At 71.0% G+C, this 14,229-nt stretch carries 14 protein-coding genes and 1 riboswitch; of the genes, 7 read left to right on the top strand and 7 right to left on the bottom strand.

The annotated features are described in order from the left end of the window. Positions 1-2: 2 nt before the first annotated feature. Positions 3-575, top strand: coding sequence for a 16S rRNA (guanine(966)-N(2))-methyltransferase RsmD (gene rsmD / locus AC4D16_RS03200; protein ID WP_490948979.1), 573 nt, complete (start codon positions 3-5; stop codon positions 573-575). A gap of 76 nt (positions 576-651) precedes the next feature. Here rsmD and AC4D16_RS03195 read toward each other — a convergent pair whose 3' ends face one another. The 4 genes from AC4D16_RS03195 to AC4D16_RS03180 all read right to left on the bottom strand — a co-directional run bounded on the left by AC4D16_RS03195 (position 652) and on the right by AC4D16_RS03180 (position 4,888). Beyond that, positions 652-1,398, bottom strand: coding sequence for a YcnI family copper-binding membrane protein (locus tag AC4D16_RS03195; RefSeq protein ID WP_490953933.1), 747 nt, complete (start codon positions 1,396-1,398; stop codon positions 652-654). A 132-nt stretch (positions 1,399-1,530) separates the two neighbouring features. Beyond that, a complete protein-coding gene (locus AC4D16_RS03190; RefSeq protein ID WP_490953932.1) occupies positions 1,531-2,142 on the bottom strand; it encodes a hypothetical protein in 612 nt (203 codons plus the stop codon). A gap of 578 nt (positions 2,143-2,720) precedes the next feature. Beyond that, the gene (locus AC4D16_RS03185) at positions 2,721-3,665 is read right to left on the bottom strand and encodes a spermidine synthase (RefSeq protein ID WP_490953931.1); all 945 of its coding nucleotides are present in this window, start codon (positions 3,663-3,665) and stop codon (positions 2,721-2,723) included. Positions 3,666-3,676: 11 nt separating this feature from the next. Next, positions 3,677-4,888 carry an aminotransferase class I/II-fold pyridoxal phosphate-dependent enzyme gene (locus AC4D16_RS03180; RefSeq protein ID WP_490948983.1) on the bottom strand — a complete coding sequence of 404 codons (1,212 nt, stop codon included), beginning with the start codon at positions 4,886-4,888 and terminating at the stop codon, positions 3,677-3,679. Between the two features lie 63 nt (positions 4,889-4,951). Between AC4D16_RS03180 and coaD the strand changes: the two genes are divergently transcribed. The 6 genes from coaD (at position 4,952) to AC4D16_RS03150 (ending at position 9,286) form a co-directional block, all read left to right on the top strand. Then, positions 4,952-5,461 carry a pantetheine-phosphate adenylyltransferase gene (gene coaD, locus AC4D16_RS03175; RefSeq protein ID WP_490953930.1) on the top strand — a complete coding sequence of 170 codons (510 nt, stop codon included), beginning with the start codon at positions 4,952-4,954 and terminating at the stop codon, positions 5,459-5,461. A gap of 102 nt (positions 5,462-5,563) precedes the next feature. Next, positions 5,564-6,085, top strand: coding sequence for a YceD family protein (locus AC4D16_RS03170; RefSeq protein WP_490948985.1), 522 nt, complete (start codon positions 5,564-5,566; stop codon positions 6,083-6,085). 2 nt (positions 6,086-6,087) lie between these two features. Further along, entirely contained in the window at positions 6,088-6,291 is a 204-nt protein-coding gene (gene rpmF, locus AC4D16_RS03165; RefSeq protein WP_043445822.1) for a 50S ribosomal protein L32, read from the top strand. A 54-nt stretch (positions 6,292-6,345) separates the two neighbouring features. After that, the gene (rnc, locus tag AC4D16_RS03160; protein WP_490953929.1) at positions 6,346-7,155 is read left to right on the top strand and encodes a ribonuclease III; all 810 of its coding nucleotides are present in this window, start codon (positions 6,346-6,348) and stop codon (positions 7,153-7,155) included. After that, positions 7,156-8,118: a bifunctional DNA-formamidopyrimidine glycosylase/DNA-(apurinic or apyrimidinic site) lyase gene (gene mutM / locus AC4D16_RS03155; RefSeq protein WP_490948987.1), complete on the top strand. Its 963-nt coding sequence runs from the start codon at positions 7,156-7,158 to the stop codon at positions 8,116-8,118. Between the two features lie 145 nt (positions 8,119-8,263). Then, a riboswitch (cyclic di-AMP (ydaO/yuaA leader) is annotated at positions 8,264-8,438 on the top strand. Between the two features lie 2 nt (positions 8,439-8,440). Further along, on the top strand, positions 8,441-9,286 hold the full coding sequence (locus AC4D16_RS03150; RefSeq protein ID WP_490953928.1) for a C40 family peptidase: 846 nt from the start codon (positions 8,441-8,443) through the stop codon (positions 9,284-9,286). 167 nt (positions 9,287-9,453) lie between these two features. Here AC4D16_RS03150 and AC4D16_RS03145 read toward each other — a convergent pair whose 3' ends face one another. The 3 genes from AC4D16_RS03145 to AC4D16_RS03135 are packed head-to-tail and all read right to left on the bottom strand — an operon-like array spanning position 9,454 to position 14,134. Next, on the bottom strand, positions 9,454-10,425 hold the full coding sequence (locus AC4D16_RS03145; protein ID WP_490953927.1) for an NAD-dependent epimerase/dehydratase family protein: 972 nt from the start codon (positions 10,423-10,425) through the stop codon (positions 9,454-9,456). Next, complete coding sequence (locus AC4D16_RS03140) at positions 10,422-13,115, bottom strand: alpha/beta fold hydrolase (protein ID WP_490953926.1); 2,694 nt, start codon at positions 13,113-13,115, stop codon at positions 10,422-10,424. Before AC4D16_RS03140 ends, AC4D16_RS03145 begins: the two co-directional genes overlap by 4 nt. Then, entirely contained in the window at positions 13,109-14,134 is a 1,026-nt protein-coding gene (locus AC4D16_RS03135; protein WP_490948991.1) for a 3-oxoacyl-ACP synthase III, read from the bottom strand. Before AC4D16_RS03135 ends, AC4D16_RS03140 begins: the two co-directional genes overlap by 7 nt. Between the last annotated feature and the right edge of the window lie 95 nt (positions 14,135-14,229).

The following is a 14,229-nucleotide window of genomic DNA, read 5'->3' as shown; positions in this document are numbered from 1 at the left end:
GCATGACGCGCATCATCGCCGGAGCGGCGGGCGGTTCCACTCTCACCAGCGTCGACGGGAACGGCACGCGACCCACCACGGACAGGGTCAAGGAGGCATTGTTCTCCCGCCTCGAGTCCTACGGCATCCTCCACGGGGCACACGTCCTGGACCTCTACGCAGGCTCGGGATCGCTCGGCGTGGAGAGCGCCAGCCGCGGCGCAGCCACCGTGGACCTCGTGGAATCCGCGGAGCGGGCCGCCGCGGTGGCACAGCGCAACGCGGACCTCGTGAACCGGGTGCTGGGCTGGACCGCCGTCCGCGTGCACCGCTCGAAGGTGGAGACCTACCTCGAGCGGGTGGCCCCGGAGCTCACCTGGGATCTCGTCCTCATGGATCCGCCCTACACGGTCGACGCCGAGGGGGTGCTCGCCGTGCTGGCGGCGCTCGAGACCCGGCTCGCGGACGGCGCGGTGGTGGTGGTCGAGCGGTCCGCCCGGACCCCGGAACCAGCGTGGCCCGCATGGCTCGAGAGATTCTCGGACAAGAAGTACGGCGAGACGCGCCTGTGGTTCCTCGAACCTGCCGTCGACTGACGGCTGGAGCGGGTCAGGGCTCTCGCGGGGGCGCGGTGCCGGCTCGCACACCGGCACCGCGCCGGTATCGCGGGAGCTACGCCGTGCGTCGCGTCCGGGCCAGGGCGACGACGCCGGCCACGAGGCCGAGCAGCCCGGCGATCAGCCCGGCCCAGCCCGCGGCCGAGGACGAGCCGGTGTCCGTAGCCGTGGCCGCCTGCTCGGCGTCGATCGCCTCGGGGGTCTCGGCGGCGGTGTGCAAGCCCCCGTGGGAGTCCTCACCCTCGACGGCCGCGGTGGTCACGAACGACGGCGCGGGCTTGTCCGGCTCCTCGGCGCCCTCGACGGTCTCCTGGTCCCAGGCGACAACCTCGCCGTCGGTGTAGGACTGCGTCGCGGGGAGCATGACGGTCGCGCCGGCCTCGGGGAGGCGGCCCACGCTGATCGAGAACGTCTGGTACTCCTGCTGCGAGATCTCCGACCCCGCCTCGGCGGTCCAGACGACCGAGAGGGGTCCCTCGGTGAGCGTGGCGCCGTCGGCCGTCGTGACGGGCTCCGGGAAGGTGCCGGTGACGACCTCCGCCGTCCAGCCGTCCACGGGCTTGACCCGCACGGAGGTGAAGGGCTGCTCGATGGGGAGTTGCACCTCGAGCTTGTTGGTGGCGGCCGTCTCCGACTCGTTGGGGACGCTGAACGTGAGCTGCGAGTACCCGTTCTCGGTGGTGGACGCGGGCGCCACGGTGACGTGGGCGCTGGCCGCTCCGAGTCCGAGGCCCATCAGGCCGGCGGTGGTGAGGGCGACTGCGCCCGTGGTGAGGGCGTGCTTGCGGTGGAACGAGGTCATGGGAATGCCTTTCAGGGTGCTCCGCCCGCGGTGCGGGACGTCAGGGAGCAGGGGATGTCGGTCATGAGGTTCGTGATCGCCGGGCGGCGAGGGGACCGTTCCGCACGGACCCGCCCCTGGAAGGAGTGCGGGTCAGGCGGGCAGCAGGAGGAGCTGCGGCGGACCGCGGAGTGTCGGGACGACGGCGTGGACCGACACCGGCGCTGCCGGAGCGGGTACCGCGACGACGGTGCGCCGGGGGGATGCCGGGAGGGTCACGGCGACGGGCAGGGAGACGAGAGGGGCCAGCCAGGCCCGCAGGAGAGCTCCGGCTTCCTCGCTCTTCGCCACCATCGCGGCGAGGAGCAGTGTGGCCAGCGTGTGGAGGAGGACCATCGCGAGGCCACCCGTCGCCGCTCCCATGGGCTCCTGGGCCACCGGTGAGCAGGCGAGCTCGAAGGCCGCGTGATGTCCGGGCATCGCGGACGAGCTCTGGCAGACGGCGGGCACGGCCGTGAGCTCGAACAGGGAGTGCATCGCGATCTGGCCCGCTCCCATCAGGGCGACGGCGGAGCGGAACGTCACCCGCCGGCGTCCGAGGAGCACCATCGGCGCGAGCAGGAGGACACCCAGCAGGAGCATCACGCCGAGGTGAGGCAGGTGACCGGCGGCGAGGACGTGCGAGGCGGATGAGACCGAGAGGACGAGGGACACGAGCACGATCGACCGCAGGTACGGCAGACAGGGGAGCCCTGACCGTGTCATGACCCTCCTTCTGTGCTGTCGTGGCCCGCGCGGCGCCGGGTCCGAGCCGTGATCCCAGGTGGCCCGGAGGCGCTGGGCCCGCAGGGATCCGGGGACTGTCGACGACGTCACGACCGGTGCCCCGCACCGGCGACGCGTGGTGGTGTCGCTGGTGTCAGGGTACAGCGCGGGCAGCGCTCGCCGCCTGCCCGTAGTTCGGGCTGCACACCCTCCCGGATGGGCGCTGCCGCCGACGAGCGTACCGGACTGCGCCGCCCGTCAGCCGATCACCCTCCTGCCCCGCCGTCGGGCGTGGAGGCTCGCCACGAGGGCGACGGCCACGGCCGCGACGATCAGGCACCGTAGGCCCCGTGGAGGTCGATGTCCAGCCGGACGATGACGTGCAGTGTGTGGTTCATGGTGGGTGTCCCCCGGGGAATGACGAGTGTCCTTGCCCGACTTCTCAAGCTCTCTCAGGCCAGGAGCGCCCGGAACCCCATCGGTCAGCGAGAAGCCCTTGGCCCTTGCCTGGAATCTGTGATCGGGGACGGTTGCGCGCGCAGCCCTGCCCGATGGAACCGAGCGCCCAGCCCCGCGGTTCAGCCCTGCTCGGTGCTCGCGGACCGTTCGAAGGCCACGCGGTCCGCGCCGACGAGAACGGCCGCCGGGTGCGGCCCGGCGAGTTCCAGAGCGCCGGTCCACGCCTCGGGCCACGGCTGCCGGCGGGCGACGACGATCACGTTGCCGGCGTGCCCGCCGTTGACCATGCCCGCCTCCGTCAGGACGGCGGTCGACGCGGCGAGCGAGGAGAAGCGGCGGCTCTGCTCCCGTGCGAAGAGCAGCGGCGGGTCATCGCCCACGTTGACCAGGACCACGCCGTCCTCGGCGCAGACCCGCAGGAGATTTGCCGCGAAGTCCGGGGAGGTCAGGTGGGCGGGCGCGTCCGCTCCGGCGAAGATGTCCAGCACCACGACGTCGAAGGAGCCGTCGGGCTGCTCGAGTACGGCGTCGGCGGCATCCGCGGCGATGAGCTCGCAGAGGGTCCCCGCCGGCAGCGGCATGGTCTCGAGGACGAAGGAGAGGAGGTCGGCCTCGAGGTCGACGGCGACCTGACGGGAGCGGGGCCGGGTGGCTTCGATGTACCGCACGAGCGTGAGCGCTCCCGCCCCGAGGTGCAGGGCACGCAGCGGGGCCCCCGGTTCACCGACCAGGTCGACGACGTTCGCGACGCGCTGCAGGTACTCGTAGAACACCCGCTCGGGGTGCAGCACGTCGACGTGCGACTGCTGACTGCCGCCGATGCTGAGGATCAGGGCGCCGTCGATGAACGCGTCCTCGTCGAGTTCCGCGTAGGCCCCCGTGAAGGGGAGCCACCGCGTGGGGACGCCGGCGTCCTCGCCGTCGGGCTCGGGATACCGCCCGTCCGGCCCCGGGGCCGAGCCGTCCCTTGCACCGTCCGTGGCATCCTCCATGGCACCGTCCGTGCCGCCGTTCACGTGGACGCCGGTGTGGTCGTCGGTGGTCGAGTCCTGGTCACCGTCCATGGTCGCCCCGCTCATACCCGCTGCCGCAGCATGGAGAGCCGTCGGGCGCCCTCCTCGATGACGTCGAACTTCTTGCAGAAGGCGAAGCGGAGCAGGGAGCGCGTGCGTTCGGCGCCGTCGGCGTGGCAGAACATGGCGACGGGGATCGCCGCCACCCCGATGAGTTCCGGCAGACGCCGCGCCAGGTCCGTGGCGTCATCGATCCCGAGGGGTGCGGCATCCACCATCGTGAAGAAGGTTCCCCGGGGCTCGACGACGTCGAAGCCCGCGGCGCGCAGTCCCTCACCGAGGAGATCCCGCTTGCGGCGCAGGGTCTCCGCCGCTGAGGCGAAGAAGGAGTCCGGCAGCCCCAGCCCGAGGGCGACGGCGTGCTGGAAGGGGGTACCCGAGGTGTAGGTGAGGAAGGTCTTGACGGTGCGCACCTGCGCCACGAGATCTGCCGGCCCGGTCAGCCAGCCGACCTTCCACCCCGTGACGGAGAACGTCTTCCCCGCCGAACTGGCGGTGAGGGTCCTCGCGGCGGCTCCGGGGAGTGAGGCGAGGGGAAGGTGTGCCTGCCCGAACGTCTGGTGCTCGTACACCTCGTCCGTCACGATGACGGCGCCGTACCGCTCCGCGAGCGTGACGATCAGCTCCAGTGCGCTGCGGTCGAACACGGTGCCGGTGGGATTGTGCGGGTTGTTGACCACCACGATCCGCGTGCGCTCGCTGAACGCGGCCTCGAGGAGCGCGGCGTCGGGCTGGTAGTCGGGCGCGAGCAGCGGAGCGGTGGTGTGCGTGGCACCCGAGAGGCCGATCACCGCGCCGTAGGAGTCGTAGAACGGCTCGAAGGTGAGCACCTCGTCGCCGGGGCCCGCGAAGGCGAGGATCGCCGACGCGATCGCCTCGGTGGCACCGGTGCTGACGATCACCTCGGTCTGCGGGTCCACGTCGAGGCCGTAGAAGCGTTGCTGGTGGGCGGCGATCGCGTGCCGGAGCACCGCGAGCCCCTGACCGGGGGCGTACTGGTTGGCGCCGTCGGCGATGGCCGCGCGGGCGGCGTCGAGGATCTCCTGCGGGCCGTCCTCGTCCGGGAAGCCCTGGCCCAGGTTGATCGCCGAGTGGCGCTGCGCGAGTGCGGTGACCTCCTCGAAGATGGTGATCCCGAGCCCTCCGTCGGGGCCGAGCAGGTTCGCGCCTGCTGCCGTCCTCGCCCAGGGGGCGCTTCCTGCCTGCGTCGTCATCCCCCCAGTATCGCGGGCCGATCGCTCACGTGTCGCGGCGCGGACACTGGGTACCGTAGGGGCATGAACCGCGTCGTCTGCCCCGGATCCTTCGACCCGCTCCACAACGGGCACGTCGACATCATCACGAGGGCCTCCACCCTGTTCGACGAGGTGATCGTCGCGGTGTCCACGAATCCGGCGAAGACCTACCGGTTCGACCTCGACACGCGCCTGGGGCTCTGCCGGGAGAGCCTCGCCCATCTCGGCAACGCAAGCGTCCTCCCGATGGGCGGTGGCCTCCTCGCCGAGTTCTGCAGGCAGCACGGCGCGAGCGCACTGGTCAAGGGCCTCCGGTCCGGGCCCGACCTCGAGTACGAGCTGCCCATGGCCACCATGAACCGTCACCTCACCGGTGTGGACACCGTGTTCCTGCCGACGGCGGCGGCCTCGGGGCACGTCTCCTCCTCGCTGCTGAAGGAGGTCTTCGCCCTCGGCGGGGACATCGATCAGTTGGTGCCGGAGCCCGTGCTGCGGGCGCTCGCGGCCGGTGGGGGCCGGCCCGTTTTGGGGGAGGAACCCGCTTCGGGCTAAGATGGCACGTCGGTCACATGTTCTACAGGAGTCACCATCACCAGCGATCTCAGCGCGCCCCTGACGTTCAGTGTCAGGGACCTCGGACGTAGTCCGGGGAGTATGCGGGTACTCGAGGAGAACGTACCGGCGCCGAAGGATTTCGGTGTCGCCCTCGTCGGAGTGCAGGAGGGTTCGCCACTCGAACTCGACCTGCGGCTCGAATCGGTCCACGAGGGAATCCTCGTGTCCGGGACGGCCGGCATGGAAGTGACCGGTGAATGCGGCCGGTGCCTGGAGCCCCTGCGGTTCGACCGCGAGGTCGACATCCAGGAGCTGTTCTTCTACGACGACGCGGAATCGCTGTCGGAGGAGGACGAAGAAGTGCACAGGGTGGAGAACGAGACGATCGACCTGGAGCCCGTTCTGCGGGATGCAGTGGTCACCTCGCTGCCCTTCCAGCCGGTGTGCCGGGAGGATTGCCTGGGATTGTGCTCCGAATGCGGAGCACGCCTGAACGACGATCCCGATCACCACCACGAAGTTCTGGACCCCCGCTGGTCAGCCCTTGCCGGGTTGACGGGCACCGCCGCCGAGCATGACGCGGCACCCAAGTCAGAGTCAGACGAGAGAGAAAAGAGTTAGCCGTGGCTGTCCCGAAGCGGAAAATGTCCCGCGCGAATACCCGCGCACGCCGGTCCCAGTGGAAGGCAACCGCCCCCAAGCTGGTCAAGACCCTCGAGAACGGTCGCGTCACCTACAGCCTCGCCCACCAGGCCAAGGTCGTCACCGACTCGGCCGGCACGCCGCTGTTCCTCGAGTACAAGGGCCGGAAGGTCGCCGACGTCTGATGTCGGATCCGGTCCCTGCCTGGCGAAGGTCCGGCGGGGTCGGCTGAAGCTTTCATGAAGAACACCGCAGAACTCACGAAGCGTCTCGGGGTCGACATCGACTCCGAGACGCTTCGTCTTGCCCTGACACACAGGTCCTACGCCTACGAGCGCGGTGGCATCCCCACGAACGAACGCCTCGAATTCCTCGGCGACTCCGTTCTCGGGCTGTCGGTCACCGATGCCCTCTACCGGGACAACCCCGACCTGTCCGAGGGTGAGCTCGCCAAGCGCCGCTCGGCGGTCGTGAGCACGAAGGCCCTCGCCGGAGTGGCCCGCAGCCTGGACCTCGGCAGCCACGTGCTGCTCGGGCAGGGCGAGAAACTGACGAACGGCCGTGACAAGGCCTCCATCCTCGCGGACACCATGGAGGCCGTGATCGGCGCCGCGTACCTCACGCACGGCATCGAGACGGCCCGCGCCATGGTCATGCGGCTGATCGCCCCCCTCCTCGCCGACTCCGCCGTCCTGGGTGGCGGCACCGATTGGAAGACACGCATCCAGGAGGCGGCTGCAAGCCGACGCCTGGGGCTCATCGACTACCGGGTCGCAGGCGTGGGCCCCGATCACGCGCGCACCTTCACCGCGCGTCTGGTGATCGGCGGCGTCGAGTACGGCTCCGGTACAGGGCCGTCCAAGAAGGAGGCGGAACAGGCCGCCGCCGCGGAGACCTGGGTGCTGCTGTCGGACGGCGCGACCGACCCCGACGCGCCGCAGCCCGTCCTGCCGTCGGGCGCCCCGGAAGCCTCGCACCCCTCGGATTCCCACGCACCCCCGTCACTGCCCGGGGCCGAGATGTCCCGCACGCACGACAACGGTTCCTGAGTGCCTGAACTCCCGGAGGTCGAGGTCGTCCGGCGCGGGCTCGCGCGATGGGTGACGGGCCGGACGATCCAGGACGTGGAGGTCGTGGACCCCCGCTCCCTGCGCAGGCACCTCCTGGGCGCCGAGGACTTCCGACAGAACCTCGAGGGTGTCACGGTGCGGGACGTGGTGCGCCGCGGCAAGTTCCTGTGGATGCCCCTCGAGGAGGCGGCCGGCAGCGAGCAGGCGCCGACCGTCGCGCTCATGGCCCATCTCGGCATGAGCGGCCAGCTGCTCATCGAGGAGCCCGGGGCGGCACGGGAGAAGCACCTCAAGGTCCGGCTCGGACTGTCCCCGGCGACCGGACCGGACGGCGAGCGTCTGCCCACGGACCTCCGGTTCGTCGACCAGCGGATCTTCGGCGGCATGTTCCTCGCCGATCTCGACCCCACGGGCGACGGCGGTGCAGGCGGCCTCGGCGCCGAGCAGCTGACGCTGATCCCGAGGCAGGCCGCGCACATCGCCCGCGATCCGCTGGACCCGATCTTCTCCACCGCGACCTTCCACCAGCGGTTGCGTGCCCGCAGGACGGGGCTGAAGCGTGCGCTCCTCGATCAGGGCCTCATCTCCGGCATCGGGAACATCTACGCGGACGAGGCCCTCTGGGCGGCCCGGCTGCACTACGCCCGGCCGACCGACACCATGCGCCGCCCCGACACCGATCGGGTCGTCGACGCCGTGCGTGGGGTCATGGAGCGTGCGCTGGAAGCCGGCGGCACGAGTTTCGACTCGCTCTACGTCAACGTTAACGGTACCTCCGGCTACTTCGCCCGCGAACTGGAGGCCTACGGGCGCGAGGGTGAGCCCTGCCGCCGGTGTGCCGCGGCAGGCCGTGTCACCCTGATGCGACGAGAGTCCTTCATGAACCGTTCGTCCTTCTTCTGCCCCGTCTGCCAGCCGCGTCCGCGGTCGGCGAGATTATAGTCATCAGCGCCGCCGAGGCCAGACTGCGAGGCAGGCGTGATCCGAACGTGACAGGAACGTGATCGCCGCGTACCGTTGTTCCAGCGCCCGCCCACCTCGGGGGGTCGCCCTTCCTCTCTTTGCCTAACCCTGTCGATGAGGACGGACCGTTCGAACACCACATTCGACAGGGGCGGGGGAACCGAAAGCGGGCTTTCTCACAAGTCCTAGGGGTAAAGACACGCATTGACCGGCACTGGGGCGGCGGTCGATGACATGACGTGTCCGGATGTCCCATCCGAACCCGACAGCTAACTTCGTAGGCATCGGGAAAGGCAACAACATGTCACATAACCGTCATATCGCGCGCCACCGGGCCGTTCCGTCGCGCACCAACCCTCTCGTCACCGCCTCACGCGCCGTCGGCGCAAGCGCCTCGGCCGCAGGTAAGCCCGCCGTCGTCGTCGTCGCCGCCTCCGGCATCCTCTTGGGAGCAGCGCTCCCGGCCAGTGCCGCGGGCGAGGTGACCGTCGGCACCGTCGCCGCCACCACCGCACCGGTCACCACCGTCGCGGCTCCCGCGGCAGGGACCTACACGGTCCGGTCCGGCGACACGCTCGGCGGCATCGCAGCGGCCCACGGCGTCAGCCTGGACACGCTCTTCGCGGCCAACGGTCTCGGACACGGCTCCGTGATCTACCCGGGGCAGACGATCGCCCTGGGCGGCGCACCGGTTGCGCAGCAGTCGGCGGTCGCGGCTCCCGCAGCCGCTCCTGCTGTCTTCTCGGCGTCCACGTCGACGCAGGGCGCGGGCAACACGACCGGCCTCACCACGCAGTCGGCATCCTCCATCACTCCGATGTCCGGCATCGTCGGAACGGCGATGAGCGGCGAGGGTTCCGGTTACGTCTACGGGGGCACGTCCTTCGGCGCCTGGGACTGCTCCGGCTTCGTGCAGTGGGTGTACGCCCAGCACGGCGTACAGCTGCCCCGTGTGACCCACGCGCAGTTCGACGCGCTGCAGCCGACGACCACCCCGCAGCCGGGAGACCTCGTCAGCCAGAACGGCGGCAGCCATGTGGGGATCTACCTGGGCAACGGGCAGATGATCAGCGCGCTGAACCCCTCGCAGGGCACGCAGGTCCACCCCGTCACGGCGATGGCCGTCGATGGGTACTACACGCGCTAGGCCATCCGCCGGCAGCGCCGGGTACAGCGGACGAAGGACGGGATGCAGAGCATCCCGTCCTTCGTCATTCCCAGCCGCTACGCGTCATGGCTGTTCTGCAGCGCGGCCGTTGTGCCGGACGACCCGCCGTCCGATGACTGGCGGGCACGTCCGTGCAGCCGTGGTCCTCAGACGCCGCCGTAGTGGGCGGCGAGCCTCCGGAAGCCCTCGTCGATACTGACGGACGGGCTCCAGTCGAGCACCTGTCGCGTCCGCCGCTGGTCGAACCAGTGGGCGGTGGAGAGCTGTTCGGCGAGGAATCGGGTCATCGGTGGCTCGTCCTCGCGTCCCAGGCGCATCCACGCACGTTCGATCACGGCCCCGGCCCCGCGGGCCACACTGCCGGGGATCGACCAGCGTGGAGGTTCCACGCCCCCCGCCCTGCAGATACCTGCGAGGAGTTCGGCGATGGGGCGGGGTTCGCCGTTGGTGACGACGACGGCCCGGCCGGCGGCGGCGTCCATCCTGGCGAGGCACGCGACGATCGCCGACGCCGCGTTGTCCACATACGTGGTGTCGATCAGGGATGTGCCGTGGCCGAGCAGCGGGAGCCGCCCACGCCGGGCGCGCTCGATCACCCGCTCCACGAGCTGGGTGTCGCCGGGGCCCCAGACGACGTGCGGCCGGACCGCCGCCACGCGGAGGCCGGTCCCGGACCGACCGAGCGCCAGGACTTCGGCTGCGGCCTTCGTCCGTGCGTAGGTGCCCCGCGCCCGGTCGGGATCGGCGGGTCCGGCGGGTGCGCCCACCAGTGAGGCCCCGAGGTGCGCAACGGAGGGGGAGGAGACGTGGACGACGTCGGCGACACCATGCCGGACCGCGGCGTCGAGGACGTACCGCGTGCCATCGACGTTGATGCGCCGGAAGTCCTCGAGTGCACCCGTGAAGGAGACCTTGGCCGCGAGGTGGATGATCGCGCTGCATCCGCGTGCGGCGTCCTCCACCGCGCCGGCGTCGTCGACGGAACCCAGGACGTCCGTGGCCCCGACCACGTTCGAGGGCCTGCGCTGGAAGCACCGGACGTCCTCGCCGGCCGAGACGAGATGCTCGGCGACGGATCGGCCGAGCATCCCGCTCGCACCCGTGACGAGGACGGTCACGGCGTGCCGGCCCGCCGGCCCGCGAGGAACGTGGCGCTCCAGGCGGCCACCCGGGTGCGGTCGATCTTCGCGTTGTGCCGGACATCCACGGGAAGCGCGGGCACCGTGAGCACGGCGGCCAGCTCGATTCCGCGGGTACGCGCTGCAGCACGGGCAGCCTCGGCCAGGCTCGGTTCAGCCAGTGCGGGGCGCTTCGGGGTGGCGTCCGGCTCGACGACGGCGACGACCGCCTGGGTGCCGACCGGACCCACACCGACGACGGCCGCGAGCAGCACGCCGTCGAGCAGTTCCAGGGCCAGCTCGAGACCCACCGGGGTCACGACACCCCCCGGTGCGGTGATGACGTGCCCGAGACGGCCCTCGACCCAGAGGCGGCCCTCCGCGTCGAGGTGACCGACGTCCCCCGTGCGGTGCCAGGGGCGGGTACGGGAGGACTCCTGCTCCGTCCGCCAGAGCCGGAAGTACCGGTCCTTGAGGTGCGGAGCGGCGACGAGGATCTCGCCGGTCACGCCGGGCGCGGTCGCCGGGTCGCCCGTGGCGGTCCCGTCGGCGGCCAGCGCGCTCACGGCCACCCGTGCGCCGCGTACGGGCCGGCCCACGCAGACGCCGTTCCCGGTGCCCTCTGCGCCGGCCTCGGCAGCTGCGGCAGCGCTCCGGATCCCGTCCAGATCGATGTCCGCGACGAGCAGTGATTCCGTCATGCCGTACGGGGTGTGCAGCGACGCCGAGGGTACGAGCTCCTGCACCGCCTCCAGGAGCGGCCGGGGGACGGGAGCGCCGGCGGAGAGCATGAGAGTGATCCGGCCGAGCGCGACCCTCCCGGCATCGTTCAGCCCGTTCGCTGATGCGACGACGTTGCGGAGGGCTGCCGGTGAGGCGAACAACACGGTGGCGTCGATAGCGGCGGCCGCCTGGGCGAGGGCCGTAGCCGTGAGAGTCCTCGGTGCCGTGACGTCCATCGCCGGGGTGACGGACGTCGCGCCCAGAGCCGGTCCCAGCAGTGCGAAGGGCGCGAAGCCCGCGACGAGCGCGCCGCCGGGCCCGAGGCCGATGGTTGATTCGACGGCGTCACGCATGGCGGCGAGTCGGCGATGCGTGTACACGACGCCCTTCGCCGGTCCCGTGCTGCCGGAGGTGAACAGGATAGCGGCGTCGTCGTCGGGCGCGGGCTCATCCACTGTGGACGGACCGGTCGACTCCCGCGCCGCGTCGGGGGAGGAGGCGGCCGGGAGCGAGGGGACGCGCGCCGCGCGCAGATCGCCGAGCGAGGCGTCCACCCCCAGGGCACGCCGCAGTGTTGGCGTGAGCCGGGTCGCGCTGATGCGCCGTCCGGGCCAGCCGAGGGCTCGGGCGGCGACGAGCGCGCGCTGGATGCCGATGACGACGTCCGGTGAGGACCCCTTGACGGCGCGGCTCAGGCCGCGCGTGCCGAGGCCGGCGTCGGCGACGACGATCACCGCGCCGACGCGGAGGCAGGCGTAGATCAGCACGGTCAGGTCCGCTCCGGGTGGCACGAGGAGGCTCACCCTGCTGCCGCGCCCGTAGCCGAGCGCGGTCAGGCCCGCGGCGACAGCCGTCACGTCGTCGTCGAGCTCACGCCAGGTGAGACTGCGGACGCCGCCGTCCTCCAGCATCTCCGCCACGGCTCGTCGCGAGGCCTCGGGGCCGGCAGCCAGCTCGGAGATGCGCCGACCGAGGGGGACATACCCGGCGTCCGTGTCAGCCGGACCGCTCGCGTCGGGTGCGTCGGGTGCGTCGGCAGCGTCGTCGGGCAGGCCGACCCCGCGGACCTCCAGCCACTGGAATGCCGTGGCGGCCGTGTCCGCGTCCTCCTGGACCAGGTGGCCGGCTCGCTCGAAGCGATGGATGTCGGCCTGGGGGAGCCGCCGGGCCAGATCCTCGAGGTACGGGTCCGAGAAGATGGGATCGTGCGGGCCCCACATCATCAGGACGGGCACGTCGAGGGAGCGGATGCCCTCGGCCGTCGCCGTGAGGGTGGCATGGCTCGGATGGCCGGGCTCCGCCGGGATGTCGGAGACGAAGTTCGCGATGCCCTGGCGGTCCGAGGCGGTGCGGTAGGGCAGCCGGAACGCCGCGCGGACGTCGCGGTCGAGCGCCGGTCGCGCGAGGGCCAGGGTGACGTCGAGGAAGGCGCTGGTGGTCCGGGTGCCGAGCGCATGGACCCCGGGCGCCAACGCGAGCCGCAGCGGGGCCGGGATGTGCCGCTCGGGGTCCTGGTGGATCGCGGTGTTCGTCAGGATGACGCCGGTGAGCTGCTCTCTGTTCCGTGTGGCGAAGCCCATGCTGACGACTCCGCCCCAGTCGTGCCCGACCGTGACGAGCGGACCGGTGAGGCCGGCCGCCGCCGCGAAGTCCTCGAGATCCGTGATCCGGTGCTCCAGCCGCCGGAAGACACCGGTGCGCGCCGATAGGCCCATGTCGAGCTGGTCCACCGCGATGACCCTCCAGCCCGCCGCGAGCCCCGCCGCCAGGAAGCCACGCCAGAGGTAGGACCACGTGGGGTTCCCGTGCACGCACAGGAGCGTGCCGGTCACAGTGCCGCCGTCCAGTCCCGCCCCGTTGTCGAGGTAGTGCCAGCGGTGCGTTGTTCCCGGTGTGTCGGCGGCACTGGTGGAGGGCACGTCGAGGAACGTCGACCACGAGGGATCGACGCCGGGGAGTGCTACCACGCAATCTCCATCATCGAGGTGTTGAGGCCGGACCCGACGCCGAGGCACAGGACGCGGTCGCCGGGCGCCAGTGACTGGGCCTCCTGCGCGAGCGTCATGGGGAGGGACGCCGGCCCCACGTTGCCCCAGTGAGGGAACGTGATGGGAACGCGCTCGCGCTCCAGGTCCACGGCCTTGATGATCGCGTTCGTGTAGCTGTTGGAGACCTGATGGGTGACGTAGCGGTCCATGGCGTCCCACTTCCAGCCGTCCGTCTGGGCCTCGTGCCAGGCGGTCACCACGAGTTCGAGGCCGCCGTCGAGCAGTCCCTTGGTGTCCGTGTACATGCCGTCGATCCCGCCGACGCACAACTCGTGGTGCTGCGTCCCGGCGCGGGACACGCCCCCGAGGATGCGGTGCGAACCGGGGTGGAGGTCTGCCGGACCGATCACCGCGGCAGCGGCGCCGGACCCGAGTGTCAGCGTCGCGAACTCGCTCAGGAAGTCCTCGCGGGTGGAGTCCTCACGGTTCAGCCGCGTGAAGGTCGCCTCCTGCGTGCGCTGGGCATCCTCGCCCGCGACGATCAGGGCGTACTTGATCTGGCCCGAGTCGATCATGTTCGCCGCGAGGGTCATGCCGTTGACGAAGCCGAGGCAGGCGTTGGCGAGGTCGAAGTTCATGGCGGAGGACGGCAAACCGAGGGAGTGGTGGATCTTGACGGCCACCGAGGGTTCGAGGTTGCGCCGCGTCACCGAGGTGTTGATGAGCAGGCCCACGTCACCCGGCTCGATGCCGGCTTCCGCCATAGCCTTCGCGCCGGCCTCGATGGCGGCGTCGTCGAAATCGGAGCCGGGTGACCACCAGCGCCGCTCCGTCACTCCGGCGACCCGCTCGAGGAGGCGCTTCGAGAGGCGGAGCCTCTTCAGGCTGGGCGCCAGCCGTTCGTCGAACTCTGCGGAACTGACGACGACCGGCGCCTCCACACTCGTGACGGCGAGCAATGCCGTGTTGTCATGTCGGAACGTCGCGTTACCGGTCAAATTTCCTGCCTCGTCAACTGGTCAGCGCCGGTGGGTGGCTGTGAAGGACCCACGGATGGATCGGCCTGGACGCCTCTGGATACTGCTGGATGGTG

The organism is Arthrobacter sp. TJ-236 (assembly GCF_058269235.1).
Note: the sequence above shows the minus strand (reverse complement) of the source record. Positions and strands in the feature narration are given on the sequence as shown.

What these genes read in the sequence shown, in the direction of transcription:
- AC4D16_RS03170 (WP_490948985.1), top strand. Translation starts at nt 5,564, where the DNA reads ATGCGGGTACTCGAGGAGAACGTACCGGCGCCGAAGGATTTCGGTGTC.
- AC4D16_RS03180 (WP_490948983.1), bottom strand. Translation starts at nt 4,888, where the DNA reads ATGACGACGCAGGCAGGAAGCGCCCCCTGGGCGAGGACGGCAGCAGGC.
- AC4D16_RS03190 (WP_490953932.1), bottom strand. Translation starts at nt 2,142, where the DNA reads ATGACACGGTCAGGGCTCCCCTGTCTGCCGTACCTGCGGTCGATCGTG.
- coaD (WP_490953930.1), top strand. Translation starts at nt 4,952, where the DNA reads ATGAACCGCGTCGTCTGCCCCGGATCCTTCGACCCGCTCCACAACGGG.
- rnc (WP_490953929.1), top strand. Translation starts at nt 6,346, where the DNA reads ATGAAGAACACCGCAGAACTCACGAAGCGTCTCGGGGTCGACATCGAC.
- rsmD (WP_490948979.1), top strand. Translation starts at nt 3, where the DNA reads ATGACGCGCATCATCGCCGGAGCGGCGGGCGGTTCCACTCTCACCAGC.
- AC4D16_RS03185 (WP_490953931.1), bottom strand. Translation starts at nt 3,665, where the DNA reads ATGGACGGTGACCAGGACTCGACCACCGACGACCACACCGGCGTCCAC.
- AC4D16_RS03150 (WP_490953928.1), top strand. Translation starts at nt 8,441, where the DNA reads ATGTCACATAACCGTCATATCGCGCGCCACCGGGCCGTTCCGTCGCGC.
- AC4D16_RS03195 (WP_490953933.1), bottom strand. Translation starts at nt 1,398, where the DNA reads ATGACCTCGTTCCACCGCAAGCACGCCCTCACCACGGGCGCAGTCGCC.